Consider the following 15,340-nt stretch of genomic DNA (forward strand, 5'->3'; position numbering starts at 1 on the left):
AGGCTTTTAACATCTGATTAATTTTTTCACAAATTTACTACATCGATTTCTGTTCCTATATACACCAATGCCTTTTTTAACACTTTGTATCCTAAATCCTCAATAGCATCTTGATATTCTTGAATTTGTTGTATATATTTTGAATTTATTGCACCAGTTTTATAATCTAAAAGATAAGCTTCTTTATTTGGAGTCAGAACAATTCGATCTGGTTTTAAAATACGTCCTTCTTTTTGAACAATAGTTTGCTCATTCAAGATATTATAATTTCCATCGAAACAAATACTTAATTCAGGATGATTGACAATTTCCTGAAGCGATTTTAAAACCATATCTACCTGATCAACTGTAATCAATCCGTTTTCGATTGCTTTGGTAATTGCCAAATCAACATCTGATTTGTCTTTAACAAAAGCTAATATTTCATGAATTATATTTCCGTAAGCGATTGCTTCTTGCTGATGCGTTCCCCACATTAAAGATTCTCGCTGGGCAATTCTGATATTTTTTGGATTTAAAACCTCTGGGACAACAGGTATTGTCTTAACTAAATCTATTGATTTTGTTGGCGCCGAAAGCTTAATTTTATTGCCAAATTCATATTCCAATTTTTCAGAATCATAAACGCCTTTGTGCATTAAATATTTAATAAAAAAAGCTGCCATATTATTTGGGAATTCTCCATCTTTCCTCTCTTTCAAGCATTGCGAAATAACATACAATTGTTCTTCTGCACGTGTTAAGGCTACATACAAAACATTTATATTGTCGAGCAATTCTTCTTGTTTTTTTAAATTAAAAACTGCCGAAGCACTTTCGCCAAAACCTTCAACAGCACTACTATTATCAATCAAAGCTTTTGGCACGTCTAAATCTACGTTTTCTGTATCGAGCCATAATTTATCTTTTGGCTTTCGATTGTAATCCTCTTCTGCAAAAGGCATAATTACAACAGGAAACTCTAATCCTTTTGATTTATGAATGGTCATAATTCGTACTGCATTATTTCCTTCGGGAGACGGAATACTAAATTTCTCTGCATTTTTATCCCAATAACCCAAAAAATCAGCAATACCGGCTTGGTTTCTAATATCCCGTTCTAAAACAATGTCCAGAAAAAATTGCACATAGGCATTTCCTCCTGAAAGAGAAACAAACTTAGAAATAATGATTTCTACCGCCTCATACAATGATTTTTTCCGAATATTTTCAAAAGATAAAGAAACATCAAAGGTTAACAGCCATTTTTCAAAATCAACTTCAAGCTTTTGCGACATTCCCTGAGCAATGAAATCATGTATTGGCATTTCAATTTCTTTATTGGAAGCCAAAAAATGCAAGAAATTAGCTTTTGATTCTAAATCGGCACTATTATTTAAATATTTCAACAAATGAACAATCAATCTAACTTCGGTCGCATTTTGAATCATCAGAGTTTCTGAAGACAAAAGCGGAATATTCTGTTCTGTCAGATAATTGGCAATTGCAATTCCCTGATCTCTTTTTCGAGTCAGAATTACGATATCTTTATACAAAAATCCCTCCCTAACTACTTTCTGAATGGTATTTAAAGTCGCTAAAACATATAAATCTGATTTTTCGACCACTTCTTCGTCGTCTGCAAAATCTGATTTTTCGATTATCGGAAGGAAAGAAATATTAACATAGCCCCCTTTTTTTGAATTTGAATTCTGAAAACTATGATTTTCATATAAATCCTTATAATCTTCGTTTGAGAATTCGGCTGCAATTAATTTAAAAAAAGCATTATTAAAATCAATAACTTCGCTATAACTTCTATAATTTGTATCCAGATGCCTGACTACTTTTTCGTGATTAAAAAAAGATGCTTCCTCTTTTCCTAACTCAATAAACTGCTCAGCCTTACCACCTCTCCATCGGTAAATAGATTGCTTGGGATCCCCAACAATCATTAAAGTACCTTTGTTTCCAAAATCATCTTCGCCAGAAAGCGAGTTATGTATAAGCGGAATCAAATTCTGCCATTGCATCTCTGAAGTATCCTGAAATTCATCGATAAAAAAATGGCGATATCGCTCTCCCAAACGCTCATAAATAAAAGGCGCGGGTTGATTTTGGATTTCACGATGAATAATCGCATTAAATTCAGAAATTGACAAAACATTCTGCTCAGATTGAATTTTAGCCAGTTCGTTACTCACCGTATTTAAAAGAGAAAGTGGTGTTATATTTTTTAAAAACGCTTTATAAAAATCTCTTTTTTCGAAATTCTTATAAATCTTTTCCAGGACCTGAAGTAGTTCCGGAATTATATTTTCGATTAACGCTTTGTCTTTTGCTGTTTTATTAATCGCAATGTCATCGAATTCATGAAAGGTTTTATTTCGGGGATTGAATTTCCCATCCCGAATACTTTCTAAATGATTTGGAAACGTTCCTCTCGAAAATGACTTTAAATCTATTCCATTTTTATCTATAAGAGAAAGAGCTTCAACAGCAAAATTTTCATTTTCGGATTCCAGCTCTTTGCAAAGCGTGAGCATTTTCTTTTTTATCGCAACAAATTCCTCAATAGATTTATCCTGAAAGTGAGAAATTTCGTTTCGGTTATTTTCATTCAGAACCAATCTGCCGGTTTCCAGTATTTCACGAGAAACATCCCAACTTTTATCATCGTCGGTTTTTTCCATCGTAAAATCAATCAACAGTTTCGTCAGGGTTTCATCCTGACCGGCTTGAGCAATAATTGCATCGACAGCTTCTATCAATAAATTTTCAGTATCTAAAGTTACCTCAAAAGTCATTGGCAAATTTAGGTCATGTGCAAAGGCACGAATCACTTTATGCGTAAATTTATCGATTGTCGAAATATCAAAAGCAGCATAATTATGAATAAGATGCTTAATTATGCTTTGAGATTTTGTTTTAATTTTAATAGCAGAAAGCCCTGTATCGCGAGACAAATCGTCGATTAAATCAAGTGCTTTTGCAGAAGGCTCGTCTTTGGCAAACTCAGAAAGACTTCCCACAATACGGCTTTTCATTTCATGAACTGCTTTATTGGTAAAAGTTATTGCGAGAATATTGCGATAAGCATCGTTTTTAGGGGAAGAAAGAATAATTTTAAGATATTCTTTCACCAAAGTATAAGTCTTTCCTGAACCGGCAGATGCATCATAAATAGAAAAAGACGGACTTGGCATAGGTTTCATTTTATCCTGTAAAAATAGTGTTTCTTAAGCACTAATAATTACAAAACCTAAAAATTCAATAATCTAAAACGGGGTCTAATGTTTAGGAAATGCTCTTCTGTTAAAAACAAGTAAGATTCCAACACCTGTAGAAATTGCCATATCTGCAACATTAAAGATGGCATTAAAAAAGGAAACTTGTTCACCTCCCCAAATTGGAAACCAGCTTGGTAACGTACCTTTCCAGATAGGAAAATAAAACATATCAACTACTAAACCATGAAACCAAGTACCATAAGGTTGTGGAGAAAAAATTGTTGCCAGGTTACCATGGCTATCATCGAAAATAACTCCGTAAAAAACAGAGTCTAATATATTTCCGGCCGCTCCTGCAAAAATTAATGCAATGGCAACTACAAGATAAGTAGAATGACGTTTTTTGATTGCGTCAGATAACCAATAAGCAATACCAAATACTGCAAAAATCCTGAAAACGGTCAAAATTAATTTTCCATATTGTCCGGGAATTTTTGTCCCCCACGCCATTCCTTCATTTTCTATAAAATGAATTCTAAACCAGTCAAAAATAACCACTTCATCTCCTAAAGCAAAGTTTGTTTTTACATAGATTTTTGAAAGCTGATCAACAATTAAAACTAAAAATATAAGGATATATGCTTTTGGTAATGACATTTTATTAAATTTTGATGGGGCAAAAGTAACAATTTAATCAAAAAAAACGCTCCTAATGGAGCGTTAATTCTTTTCTGGTATAAACAAAGCTATACCAGATTATTTTTATGGGTTATTACGAGAACTATTTTTTAACACTTGACGGAACCGGCTTCTTTGGCGAATCTGCAAAAAACTCAGAAATAGATTTAAGCAAACCTTTCCCTTCTTTTCCGGCAGCTGCCTTTTTAGCTTCTGCCTTTTTTACATCAGCTTTAAATTTAATACGAAGTCTTTCAAAATCTTTCATTCTACTCTCAACATCAGAGTTTATTTCCTTAAATTTCAGTACTTTAGCCATTGTGTAAGTTTTTTATGTTAAATAAATAAAATTATTAATGATTTGGTATTACAATGATACATAATTTAATTTATATTTGTTAGTAAAAATTAACACTTGTTTAGATTGAACAGCAACTTTTTTCCTGAATTAGAATCAAAATGAATTAATTTTAACAATTCCCCCAAATCCTACAAATATGAATGAAATTACTTCTACCCTAAATGACTTCCTGGTTAATACTAAATCTTCTGCTGCATTAATTTTAAATGGAAAAGGAAAATTAATCACATCACTACACTTAGATTATGGAGATAGCGTTGCAGCAATGAGCGCGGCTATCTTATCAATGAGCGAAAAATTCTTAATCGACCTGGACAAAGGTGCCCTGAAACAACTGTTCCTAAAAACCTCAGAAGGCGTTGTCATTGGCAATAAAATAAGTGGCACTAACTTTATAATAGCATTTTCAAAAGACGGGAGTAATCTCGGTTTATTAATGCGATCAACAGATGAAGTAGCTTCAGAATTAAGTAAAAATTCCTTATTAAAATAACATAAATCTATTAACCCAACAAACCCACTAAATTATGAGCAACGATTTTTTAAATGTGTTTTTAAATGAAATGAAAACCAACGTAAATGGTTTTATAGCTGTGGCTGTAACCGAAATTGAAACAGGACTAAGCTTTGGGAATTTAACAATCGATCCAAATTTTGACCCTGAACTTGCAGCCGCTTACAATCTTGAAGTTGTGAAAGCAAAATTAAGCGCCGTAAAAGCTTTAAATTTAAACCAGGATATTGAAGATATTTTGATTACTCTTTCGAATCAAATTCACATTATCGATATTTCTCCAAACAAAAAATTCATGATTTATCTTGCAGCAGATGCCAGTAAGGCAAATTTAGGAATGACAAGAGCCGTTTTAAGAAAACACAAATTAGAGCTTGAAAAAAACTTAGCTTAACTTTTAATTTATTTTTTAATTAGAACTATCCTCAATCAAGATGGTTCTAATTAAAAAATACTTTTATCTCACCCAAAACCCAGTGCTTTTTTCTTCTTACAAAAAGCAAAGTCCTATTTTGGTTGTCTCTTTTTGTATTATAATTAATTTCTTTCAAAAACAACAACCTGTACTTTACCGCCCTTTCTACAAAACATTAAACAAAAAAAAACGCCCCTAAAAGGAGCGCTTATATCATTCAGTATTTATTATCGTTGCAAGTTCTTAGCTTCGATACTCATTGTAGCATGAGGAACGATTTTTAGCCTTTCTTTGCCAATTAATTTACCTGTTACTTTACAAATACCATATGTTTTGTTTTCAACACGGAATAATGCGTTTTTTAGATCGCGTATAAACTTTTCCTGTCTGATAGCCAACTGTGAGTTTGCTTCTTTAGACATTGTTTCGCTTCCTTCTTCAAATGCTTTAAAAGTTGGAGAAGTATCATCTGTTCCGTTATTCAAATCATTCATATAAGCACTTTTTATTAAATCCAGATCGGCTTGTGCTTTTTGTATTTTATTTTGGATAATCTCTTTAAACTCTGCTAAATCAGCATCAGAGTATCTTGTAATTTCATCTATCATCTTTATATTATTTTGAAATTAATATCATTGTTTTAATATCATCAAATTCAATTTCTGTGCCGTTTTCTAAAACATCTACAAAAACCAAACTATCTGTTAGTGTCTCAGACTTTATATAGTCTTCATTTTTTAGGATAGCTTCTTCTAAAATACCGCTACGTTTTATTTGAACTTTAATTTTATCGGTAACTTCAAATCCGGAATCTTTACGGATATTCTGAATCCTGTTTACCAGTTCTCTGGCGATTCCTTCGTTTTTCAATTCTTCCGAGATTGTAATATCAAGCGCAACTGTTATTCCGTTTGAGTTTGCAACCAACCATCCTTCGATATCCTGAGATGTTATTTCGACATCTTCTAATGATAAAGTTACATTATTTCCAGCAATAACAATATCCAGCGTGCCTTGCTTATCTAATTGATTGATCTGATCTGCCGAAAAAGACTGTATTTCCTTAGAAATCAGACCCATATCCTTACCGAAACGGGGTCCTAACGCTTTAAAATTAGGCTTAATTTGTTTTACCAATATATCTGAATCATCCTCTAAAAGCAAGATTTCCTTAACGTTTACTTCGGCTTTTACCAGCTCAGAAATAGCCTGAATTTCGGCTCTCTGATTCTCGTCAAGTACCGGAATCATTACCTTTTGCAAAGGTTGACGCACCTTGATCATTTCTTTTTTACGAAGCGATAAAACCAAAGAGGAAATAGTTTGCGCCTTCTGCATTTTGCTTTCTAACGTTTTATTAACAAAGTTTTCGACAAATTTTGGAAACTCAGCCAAGTGAACACTGCTATATTGCTCGGTTCCTGTTGAACTTGTCAAATCTCGGTACAATTTATCCATGAAAAAAGGAGCGATCGGAGCGCTTAGTTTACTGATCGTTAACAAACAAGTATAAAGCGTTTGGTAAGCTGCAATTTTATCGTGAGCATATTCACCTTTCCAGAAACGACGACGACATAAACGAACGTACCAGTTGCTCAGGTTTTCCTGCACGAAGTCAGAAATAGCCCTTGCTGCTTTTGTTGGCTCATAATCATCATAACATTCATCAACAAATTTTATTAAAGTATGTAATTCAGATATAATCCATTGATCGATTTCCGGTCTTTCGTTTAACGGAATTTCCACTTCTTCATATTTAAATCCATCGATATTCGCATATAATGAAAAGAAGGAATAGGTGTTGTATAATGTCCCGAAGAATTTACGACGAACCTCAGCAATTCCTTCAAGGTCAAATTTTAGGTTATCCCACGGATTCGCGTTCATGATCATATACCAACGTGTGGCATCAGGACCATATTCTGCAATGGTTTTAAAAGGATCTATCGTGTTCCCTTTACTCTTAGACATTTTTATTCCGTCTTTATCGAGAACCAAACCATTCGAAACTACATTTTTATACGCTACTTTATCAAAAACCAAAGTTCCAATAGCGTGTAAGGTATAAAACCATCCACGAGTCTGATCGACACCTTCGGCGATAAAGTTTGCAGGAAAATCTTTATTCTCGTCAATTTTATCTTTATTCTCAAAAGGATAATGCCATTGTGCATAAGGCATTGCTCCAGAATCGAACCAAACATCAATAAGATCACTTTCGCGTTTCATTGGCTGGCCTGAAGCCGAAACCAAAGTAATTTGATCGACTACATTTTTATGCAAATCGATTAAATCATAATTTGATTCAGCCATGTTTCCGATTTCAAAACCTTTAAACGGATTTTCTTTTTGAAAACCTGCTTCGATAGATTTTTCGATCGCATTGTACAATTCTTCTACAGAACCAATAAGAACTTCTTCTTTTTTGTCTTCAGTTCTCCAAATTGGCAACGGAATACCCCAATATCTAGAACGAGATAAATTCCAGTCGTTGGCATTTTTCAACCAATTCCCAAAACGTCCTTCACCAGTAGACTTAGGCTTCCAATTGATAGTTTCGTTCAGGTCGAACATTCTATCTTTTACATCGGTTACTTTTATGAACCAAGAGTCTAGTGGATAATATAATAACGGCTCATCTGTTCTCCAACTGTGTGGATAACTATGTACGTATTTTTCAACCTTAAAGGCTTTATTTTCTTCTTTTAATCGAATAGCAATTTCTACATCAACAGAACGCTCTGGCGCTTGTCCTGCATCATAATATTCGTTTTTAACATATTTACCGGCAAGATCTCCTAAATGCGAAGTAAACTTCCCTTGTAAATCTACCAAAGGAACTGCGGTTCCGGTTTCGTCAAGAACCAACATTGGCGGAACTTCAGGTTTTGCTTCTTTTGCTACTTTAGCATCATCTGCACCAAAAGTTGGAGCGGTATGCACAACTCCTGTTCCATCCTCTGTCGTTACAAAATCTCCTGCGATTACTCTAAAAGCATTTTCGGCATTTTGATAGGGTAATACGTAAGGCAATAATTGTTCGTAACGAATCTCAACTAAATCAGCTCCTTTTGCTTCTGCAACAACCTGAAAAGGCACTTTTTTATTTACAACTTGAATATCAGAAGCTTCAATAAAATTTATTATTTCTTCATCATAACCATATCCAATCTCTTTATATTTTGAATTATCGTAACCTTGTGTTTTTTTACCGACCTTAATATCAAATAAATTACGAAAATCAATATCAGTAAGCTTTTGTCCTGTTATTGCTTCAACTCTTCCTAGTCCGTCATATTCATTCTTTAAATTAGAAAAATCAACAGATACAGGTACTTCGAAAAATTTACCTTTAAAATGTTTTCCAACCAAATTTTTAGCCAGAATGACATTAACTTGTTCTCCTGTATACTCATTGAAAGTTTTTACTAAAACGTAGTCAATTTTTGGACCCACTGTCAAAGCGGTGTTCGATGGCAATGTCCAAGGGGTAGTTGTCCATGCCAGGATATGAATATCTCCAAAACCTTGTAAAAAGGCTGGCAGTGTTTCCGGCAATGTTTTGAATTGCGCTACAATTGTAGTATCTGTAACATCTCTGTAAGCTCCGGGCTGGTTTACTTCGTGAGAAGACAATCCTGTTCCTGCTTTTGGAGAATAGGGCTGAATCGTGTATCCTTTGTACAACAAACCTTTATCATAGATTTGTTTCAAAAGCCACCAAACAGACTCCATATATTTGGGTTTGTAAGTCACATACGGATCTTCCATATCTACCCAATATCCCATTTTTTCGGTCAGGTCATTCCATACGTCCGTATAACGCATTACGGTTTTTTTACACGCTTCGTTATATTCTTCGATAGAAATTGTTTTACCAATATCTTCTTTTGTAATTCCTAGTTCTTTTTCGGTACCTAATTCTACAGGTAATCCGTGCGTATCCCAACCGGCTTTTCTTTTTACCTGAAAACCTTTTTGAGTTTTATAACGACAAAAAATATCTTTAATCGCACGTGCCATCACGTGGTGAATTCCCGGTAAACCATTTGCTGAAGGCGGACCTTCAAAAAACACGTAAGGCTCTGCACCTTCGCGAGTAGTTACACTCTTTTCAAATATATTTTCTTTCTTCCAAAAATCAAGTACTTCTGACGCTACTGTTGGCAAGTCAAGTCCTTTGTATTCAGTAAATTTTGTGCTCATTTTATCCTTTTCTTAATCGAGGTGCGAAAGTAAGGAATTTTGGATTATTGACCACCACTTTCTTGAAATTTCACAAACATTTGTTGAGACAATAGTTACAAAAACAAAAAAATTGATTAGTTTCCGGTACTAATCTCAGAAAAATGAGTTAATAAACCAAAAACCAATCAATTCTTACTATTCGTTTGTACAACGTTTAAAAGACTATTTAAAAGCTCCGAAATAAACTTCTTTCATGAAAATTCGATTTCCAAAAACTGCATTTACCTCGACTTTTTCACGGCTTTCCTGATAGAACGTATCACCGTAAAAATCTTCGATTTCATAATTAATCTTATGCGGAATCTTTCCTGAATTTAAAGCTGCTACCGGACGATAATCTTTAAAAAGCTTTCGTTCAAAGAAACTTTTATTTCCATCATCAAATTCTGTTCTTTCTGTTGCAACAATCGAGAAATTTTCTTTGTCTACAAAAAGATGGTAATCTGTTTTAGGAATTGTCCTGTTACCTGAATTTAATGTTTTTTCAAGATAGTTAAAATGATAACACAATCTTCCGTCAACCACTTCATCACCTAAAAGGTCTAATTTATTCCAGAGATCAAGTCTAAAAGCGGTCAGGAAATTTACAGGATCAAGATTTGCAGACAGACTGTTGTAAGTATAGACAGGTAATTTTGCCCATTTCGCTTCCACTCCACTTTCGCGATCACTATGACTCCATGCTTCCGGTCCGTTTACAATTTCATAATACGTTTCAGGCATTTTCTTTTTTAGAAGATAATTTGTGGTTGTCGCCCATCTCTCTTCTGTTTGCGGCACCTTGCTGTCTTCCAGGGTAAGCTTGGATAATAAATGCGTTTTCTCTACTTTTTTCAAAACATCACTTCCTCCCAAATTAGCAATGATCTTCGCTAACAAATCGGGATTAGACTGATATGCAATAGAGTCAAGCATGTTGTCTCGCTGTATTTTGCTTTTTTCTAAGGCTGCTGCTCTATTTTCTTTTTCAATATTCCAATCGGCTTCCTGACGATCGATTTTCTCAAAAAAAGCCAATCTCATTTCTTCTTTTTCTTCGGCAATTTTAGCGCCTAATTTTTTAAGCTCTGCAAAACGATTGGTATGGTTACGCATCTTTTTATCAGCAAAATAGCCTTTATTCACTCTTTCGACAATTGTAGATCCTCTGGAATCTTGTTTGTCATTTTCGATTAATAAATTAGCATATTGCAAGGCTTTTTCTTTATTTTCAAGTAAAAGATACGTTTGTGCCAAGTTGTTGGTTACAATAAAACGAATGTCTTCATTTGCCGGAGAAAGCGGGTATTTGACTAATAAACTTTCTAAATACTGCAAATGCGGCGTTAATAATTTCTCGTCCAGCCCTTTCTCAAGCGTCACTTTCTCCATCTGAGACGTAATTTCAGTCTCGAATGCCAACATTTGTTTGTATTCTGAATGTCCTTTTGTGGTTACAAATTCAAATTTTTCTTTAGATATACTGGTTGTATATCCAAATTTATAATTTAAAAAATCCTGGATCCTGATTACTGCTTTGTAAACAACATTATCAAACCCGAGCCCTACACTACTATAATCGGAATCCTTGACAGCGGCTCTTATTTTTTTATCATTTTCTGAGGCTGCAATTTTCATAGCGCCCAGACTATTCCCTACACTTACCGAATAGGAATCTGAACCTCCAAAATCCTTAGTCAATAAAATTTTATCTCCGTATTTAACATCCAGTTTCACATTATTTATATAGTTAGAATGCGCATTATAAGTCCAATGATTTTCTTTCTTATCATACACACTATCTATTTGCGTATCGGTATATCTGGGCATCGCAAAAGTTAAATAAATTTTAAGCTTCCCGTTTACCGGATCTTTTATAAATCCATCAATGTTAAAAAAATCTTTCTTTAAATTAGATTCTTCTTCTTGCAGCGATTTATCCATTTGGTAAAAAGCGGTTTGCGTTAATGCGTTGTCAAGAACTGCAAATTCTGAATATCTAATTACCGGAATTTTAAATTTCTTTGTTTTCGAGCTTATTTTTTCTTGTGCCTGAATTGAACCAATTACAAGCAAAGCAATTAAGAGTAATGTTTTTTTCATAGGCAAAAAAAAAGCCACCAGAAATAAATTCTGATGGCCTTGGGGTTTTAATTTTCTTATTTTTTATTAAAGATTTGAATAGATTTATCCGAAACATAAAAAATATTTTGTGTCGCAGGATCTACTTCGTAAACTGGTTTGTTGTTGTTGAAAATGATTTTATCAACTTCAACTCCATCGACTTTACTAACTTTTACTAAAATTTTTTCTCCACTATCTGCTTTTGCAAAAATATAAGAAAAATCTCTGTTTTGTTTCATTGCATTAAAACGAGAATTAAATTTAGCCGCTACAATACCAAGAGCAGCTGAAGCCCCTGCCATATTTTTAGCCTGATTCAATTTTGATTTATCTTCTTCTCTAATAACGGTAGATCTCATGTTTCCGCTAGAATCACGATAGGTCATTGTTAACTCAGAACCTTGTGCTGCACTTACTGATGAACCAACACTTAAACCAATACTTCCTGCAATTGCAGCACTTTTGATCAAACGTCTTGTTCCTTCACCAGGTTGTGTATAAGTAAGATGATATTTTACAGTTCCATCCATATTAACCCCCATTACCTCAACTGGTCCTGAAAGCACTACACCCCAAGGAAACAATTCGATACTGTTTAATTCTTTTTCTTTTTTGATGTTTACTTTAGCAAAAGGCTCTGGTTTGTCCTTAATACTTGGATCGAATTTGTATAATTTCTCATCATTATAAACTAAGTAAGAATTTGTAGCTTCGTCGTAAGTTGGTAAAACAGGACGGTTTTTATCAAACGAAATATTACGTTTCCAAAGCTTAACTCCGGTTTTATAATCAACCATATTTCCGTAAGTTCCGGTAAGGTACATTACTTTTTCGCCTACTTTTCCTAAGTAGTAAATTGGATCTTCTTTGTCATCTGAAATTTCGATGAATTTTTTCCAAAGTTTCTCTCCGTCTTTATTGATCAACATCATTTCATTCTCTGCAACATACAAGAAATCTTCATCGATTGGAATAACTCTTTTTAAACCATCTCCACGCGCATCTTTTTTCCAAACTTTTTCTCCAGTATTTAAGTCAAAAAAGTTAAAACCACTATAATGCGCAATTAATAATTTTGTACCCCAATCTTCTAAATAAACAACACGTTTTGTTTTAATAGATTCTTTCCAGATACTTTTTCCATTTTCTGTATTCAAAACATTTAAATATTCTTTGGCAGCAAACAAACCTTTACTGTTTACTACTACAATATTTTTATCATTTTGAGTCAAAAAGAACCTTGAATAATCTTCTTCGGCTTTCCAGTTTAATTTTCCTGAATTTCTGTCAAAAGAATATAATTTTCCATACAATAAGTAATAAATCACTGCCCCGTGTACTGTAGCTTTATTGGTATTTGCAGATTCTTTTAATGAGAAACTAAACAGTGACTTTGCTTTATCTACAATAGTATTCCATTTTAATTCTCCCGTTTTCATATCTAATAAAGCAATTGCCATATCTCCGTCCTTTTTTAAGGTAAGCAAATACTCATCTGTTTCAGGAATAAAGTCTGATTGCATTACAAAGAAAGATTCTTTAGACGAATTATATACAACTTTACCTGTATCCGTATTAATGATAATATATTTACTATTGATATAAGCCTCTACATAAGGACTTCCGGCAACACTTGATAAATCACTTTTTTCTTTAAAAAGTTTTCCAAAATCAGGATCTGTCAAAATATCACCTGCTGATGTTGATCCAAAATCATCTTTTGTCAGGGTCCAAACAATTTTTTTTGTCTCCGGATCTAAACCTTTTACAGTTCCGCCTTCTTTAAAAACAACAATTCCTGTTATTTCGTTCTGAACCATGTCTTTTACACTGTTCTCGGTAGTGATTATTTCGTCGTATTTTCTTTGAGCAGTTACCGAAAAGGCAACTACGAAAAGCAAAACAATCAAAAAAGTAATTTTCTTCATAGTCATTTTTTTCTTTAAAAAATATTAATAATTGGGCTGGGGGGTTTGTTAGTGAATTAACTTATTAAAAATTTAATTATCAAAATTTTAATAAAAATTCACTGCGCAAATATATAAAAATAGCATTCAGTTTAAGAAAATATTTCTTTCAATACATCTAGTGATTTTGGCTTTTTAAATCCATCTAAATGAAAACTATAATAATCAATTAAAATCTTCAATAAAATCTGTCTTTCAATAACATGGAATACTTTTTGGGCATTATCAAATTTTAAATCTATAAGCTTTTTAAACAAATTCGTTTCATGTTCTGTTAATGCGCTCATACCATGAAAAAGCGTAAAAACACCATCATTCATTTCGAAGTAAGGCAGGTCAATTTCTGATACATCCGGATAAAAGCCCAAATACTTTGTAATTTCTAAAAGCAAAATCAGATGAAAATTAGAAATTTCGTCGTGATGATCGAGCCAGGTCAAAGCAGTTTCTAAAAAAACAAACAGCGATTCGTTTTTTTCTTCTTCTTGTATAGAATGATGCAACATTTCAGACAAGAACATTACCATTGTACTTTTTATAATATCTGTATGGATACTTTGAAACGGTACGGCAGTTTTTATTTCTTTAAAGTTTTCTAAAGTCCCTTTGTTTTTATGTACCGCTTCGATTTCGAGAATCGATAAGGGTTGAAAGTAAGCAATCTTTTGACTGGCTTTGCGGCTTGAAAAAGCATCTCGTACAAAATAAGATTTCAAGCCGTTTGAAAGTGTAAAACATTTTACGATCAGACTTTTTTCCTGAAATTTTAATGTCGAGATTACGATTGCTTTTGTTTTGACTAACATAGCGTCGGAATTTGCTTTTGATTATTTTTTTTAAACCTGTCTAAAAATCTTTTCTCAATAAAAAACCAAGAAAGCAGGGCGAAGAATAGTGTAATCAAAATTACGGCAATTGCCATTAGAAAGGGGTTGTATTTTTCGAATAAATTATAGTGTCTGAAAAGCTGAATTATAGGAAAATGGTAAATGTACAATCCATAGGTAAAGTCACCATACTTGCCAAAATTATTTAAAAAGGAAAGATTGTAGGCTGCAATTATAACTATAAGTCCAAATGCTGCGGGATATAGAAAATCTATCTCAAAACTTGAAAAATAACACATCAGCAATACTAAAACGGACAAGAACAAAAGTCTTGTTTTGTTTTTCATTATAAAATCAAAATTCAGGAATAAAAAGATCCCTGTTGCAAAATAAGACAAGTAACCGGGTAATTGCTTCGCTAATAAGGGTTGATTAAAATGCGACTCCATAACAAACCAATATAATAATGATAAAACATAGAGACTTGCAAGTATCAACAAGGGTTTTCGGGATTTTCTAATTACATAAAAAATCAAAGGCAAGACCATATAAAAACCTTCTTCGACTTTTAGAGTCCACAATGCACCATTTACAGCACAATGAAGATTATTATCAAAAAGTCCGGGCAAACAAGGATGCATAAAATTCATAAAGATTAAATTCCATCCTAAATATTGATAAACGCTACTATCCGAAAAATATGCCAAAAAACTATAACTGCTAAAAAAAGCAAAAATAAGGGTCGATAACAAAATGACCACAACATAAGCAGGCAAAATTCTTTTGGCTCTTTTTATAAAATACTCTTTTAAAGAAGGTGTATTTACATAACTTTTAGCCACCAAAAAACCACTTATAACAAAGAAACCTTTTATGCCTATAATTGCATTAGAAAAATAAGATAAGAATGCCAGGTTTTTGTTTTGAGAAAGTTCGCAAAGATGTGCCAACAGAATATTTGCAGCAAAGAAAAACCGTAAAAAATCGAAACAATTTTTATTATTCATACTTGCGTTAA

The 15,340-nt window shown here is 33.2% G+C and carries 11 protein-coding genes; 2 read left to right on the forward strand and 9 right to left on the reverse strand.

Features of this window, described 5'->3' with window-relative positions; translation table 11 throughout:
- Positions 1-26 precede the first annotated feature (26 nt).
- The 3 genes from B0A64_RS07045 to B0A64_RS07055 all read right to left on the reverse strand — a co-directional run bounded on the left by B0A64_RS07045 (position 27) and on the right by B0A64_RS07055 (position 4,206).
- Complete coding sequence (locus B0A64_RS07045) at positions 27-3,185, reverse strand: UvrD-helicase domain-containing protein (protein WP_089478816.1); 3,159 nt, start codon at positions 3,183-3,185, stop codon at positions 27-29.
- A gap of 84 nt (positions 3,186-3,269) precedes the next feature.
- Complete coding sequence (locus tag B0A64_RS07050; RefSeq protein WP_089478817.1) at positions 3,270-3,866, reverse strand: lipoprotein signal peptidase; 597 nt, start codon at positions 3,864-3,866, stop codon at positions 3,270-3,272.
- Between the two features lie 124 nt (positions 3,867-3,990).
- Entirely contained in the window at positions 3,991-4,206 is a 216-nt protein-coding gene (locus tag B0A64_RS07055; RefSeq protein WP_089478818.1) for a hypothetical protein, read from the reverse strand.
- Positions 4,207-4,384: 178 nt separating this feature from the next.
- Between B0A64_RS07055 and B0A64_RS07060 the strand changes: the two genes are divergently transcribed.
- Both B0A64_RS07060 and B0A64_RS07065 read left to right on the forward strand, forming a co-directional pair.
- Positions 4,385-4,741, forward strand: coding sequence for a roadblock/LC7 domain-containing protein (locus tag B0A64_RS07060; RefSeq protein WP_089478819.1), 357 nt, complete (start codon positions 4,385-4,387; stop codon positions 4,739-4,741).
- A 34-nt stretch (positions 4,742-4,775) separates the two neighbouring features.
- On the forward strand, positions 4,776-5,156 hold the full coding sequence (locus tag B0A64_RS07065) for a hypothetical protein (protein WP_089478820.1): 381 nt from the start codon (positions 4,776-4,778) through the stop codon (positions 5,154-5,156).
- 248 nt (positions 5,157-5,404) lie between these two features.
- Here B0A64_RS07065 and B0A64_RS07070 read toward each other — a convergent pair whose 3' ends face one another.
- The 6 genes from B0A64_RS07070 to B0A64_RS07100 all read right to left on the reverse strand — a co-directional run bounded on the left by B0A64_RS07070 (position 5,405) and on the right by B0A64_RS07100 (position 15,329).
- Positions 5,405-5,785 carry a TraR/DksA family transcriptional regulator gene (locus B0A64_RS07070; protein WP_007807070.1) on the reverse strand — a complete coding sequence of 127 codons (381 nt, stop codon included), beginning with the start codon at positions 5,783-5,785 and terminating at the stop codon, positions 5,405-5,407.
- A gap of 7 nt (positions 5,786-5,792) precedes the next feature.
- The gene (gene ileS, locus B0A64_RS07075; protein WP_244285368.1) at positions 5,793-9,383 is read right to left on the reverse strand and encodes an isoleucine--tRNA ligase; all 3,591 of its coding nucleotides are present in this window, start codon (positions 9,381-9,383) and stop codon (positions 5,793-5,795) included.
- 204 nt (positions 9,384-9,587) lie between these two features.
- Positions 9,588-11,507, reverse strand: a complete 1,920-nt coding sequence (locus B0A64_RS07085) for a hypothetical protein (RefSeq protein ID WP_089478821.1) — start codon at positions 11,505-11,507, stop codon at positions 9,588-9,590.
- A gap of 56 nt (positions 11,508-11,563) precedes the next feature.
- Positions 11,564-13,456, reverse strand: coding sequence for an outer membrane protein assembly factor BamB family protein (locus B0A64_RS07090; RefSeq protein ID WP_089478822.1), 1,893 nt, complete (start codon positions 13,454-13,456; stop codon positions 11,564-11,566).
- A 131-nt stretch (positions 13,457-13,587) separates the two neighbouring features.
- On the reverse strand, positions 13,588-14,301 hold the full coding sequence (recO, locus tag B0A64_RS07095) for a DNA repair protein RecO (RefSeq protein WP_089478823.1): 714 nt from the start codon (positions 14,299-14,301) through the stop codon (positions 13,588-13,590).
- Positions 14,295-15,329, reverse strand: coding sequence for an acyltransferase family protein (locus B0A64_RS07100; RefSeq protein ID WP_089478824.1), 1,035 nt, complete (start codon positions 15,327-15,329; stop codon positions 14,295-14,297). The genes recO and B0A64_RS07100 overlap by 7 nt, the downstream gene beginning before the upstream one ends.
- Positions 15,330-15,340: the final 11 nt, after the last annotated feature.

The organism is Flavobacterium araucananum, from assembly GCF_002222055.1.
GTDB classification, from domain to species: Bacteria; Bacteroidota; Bacteroidia; order Flavobacteriales; family Flavobacteriaceae; genus Flavobacterium; species Flavobacterium araucananum.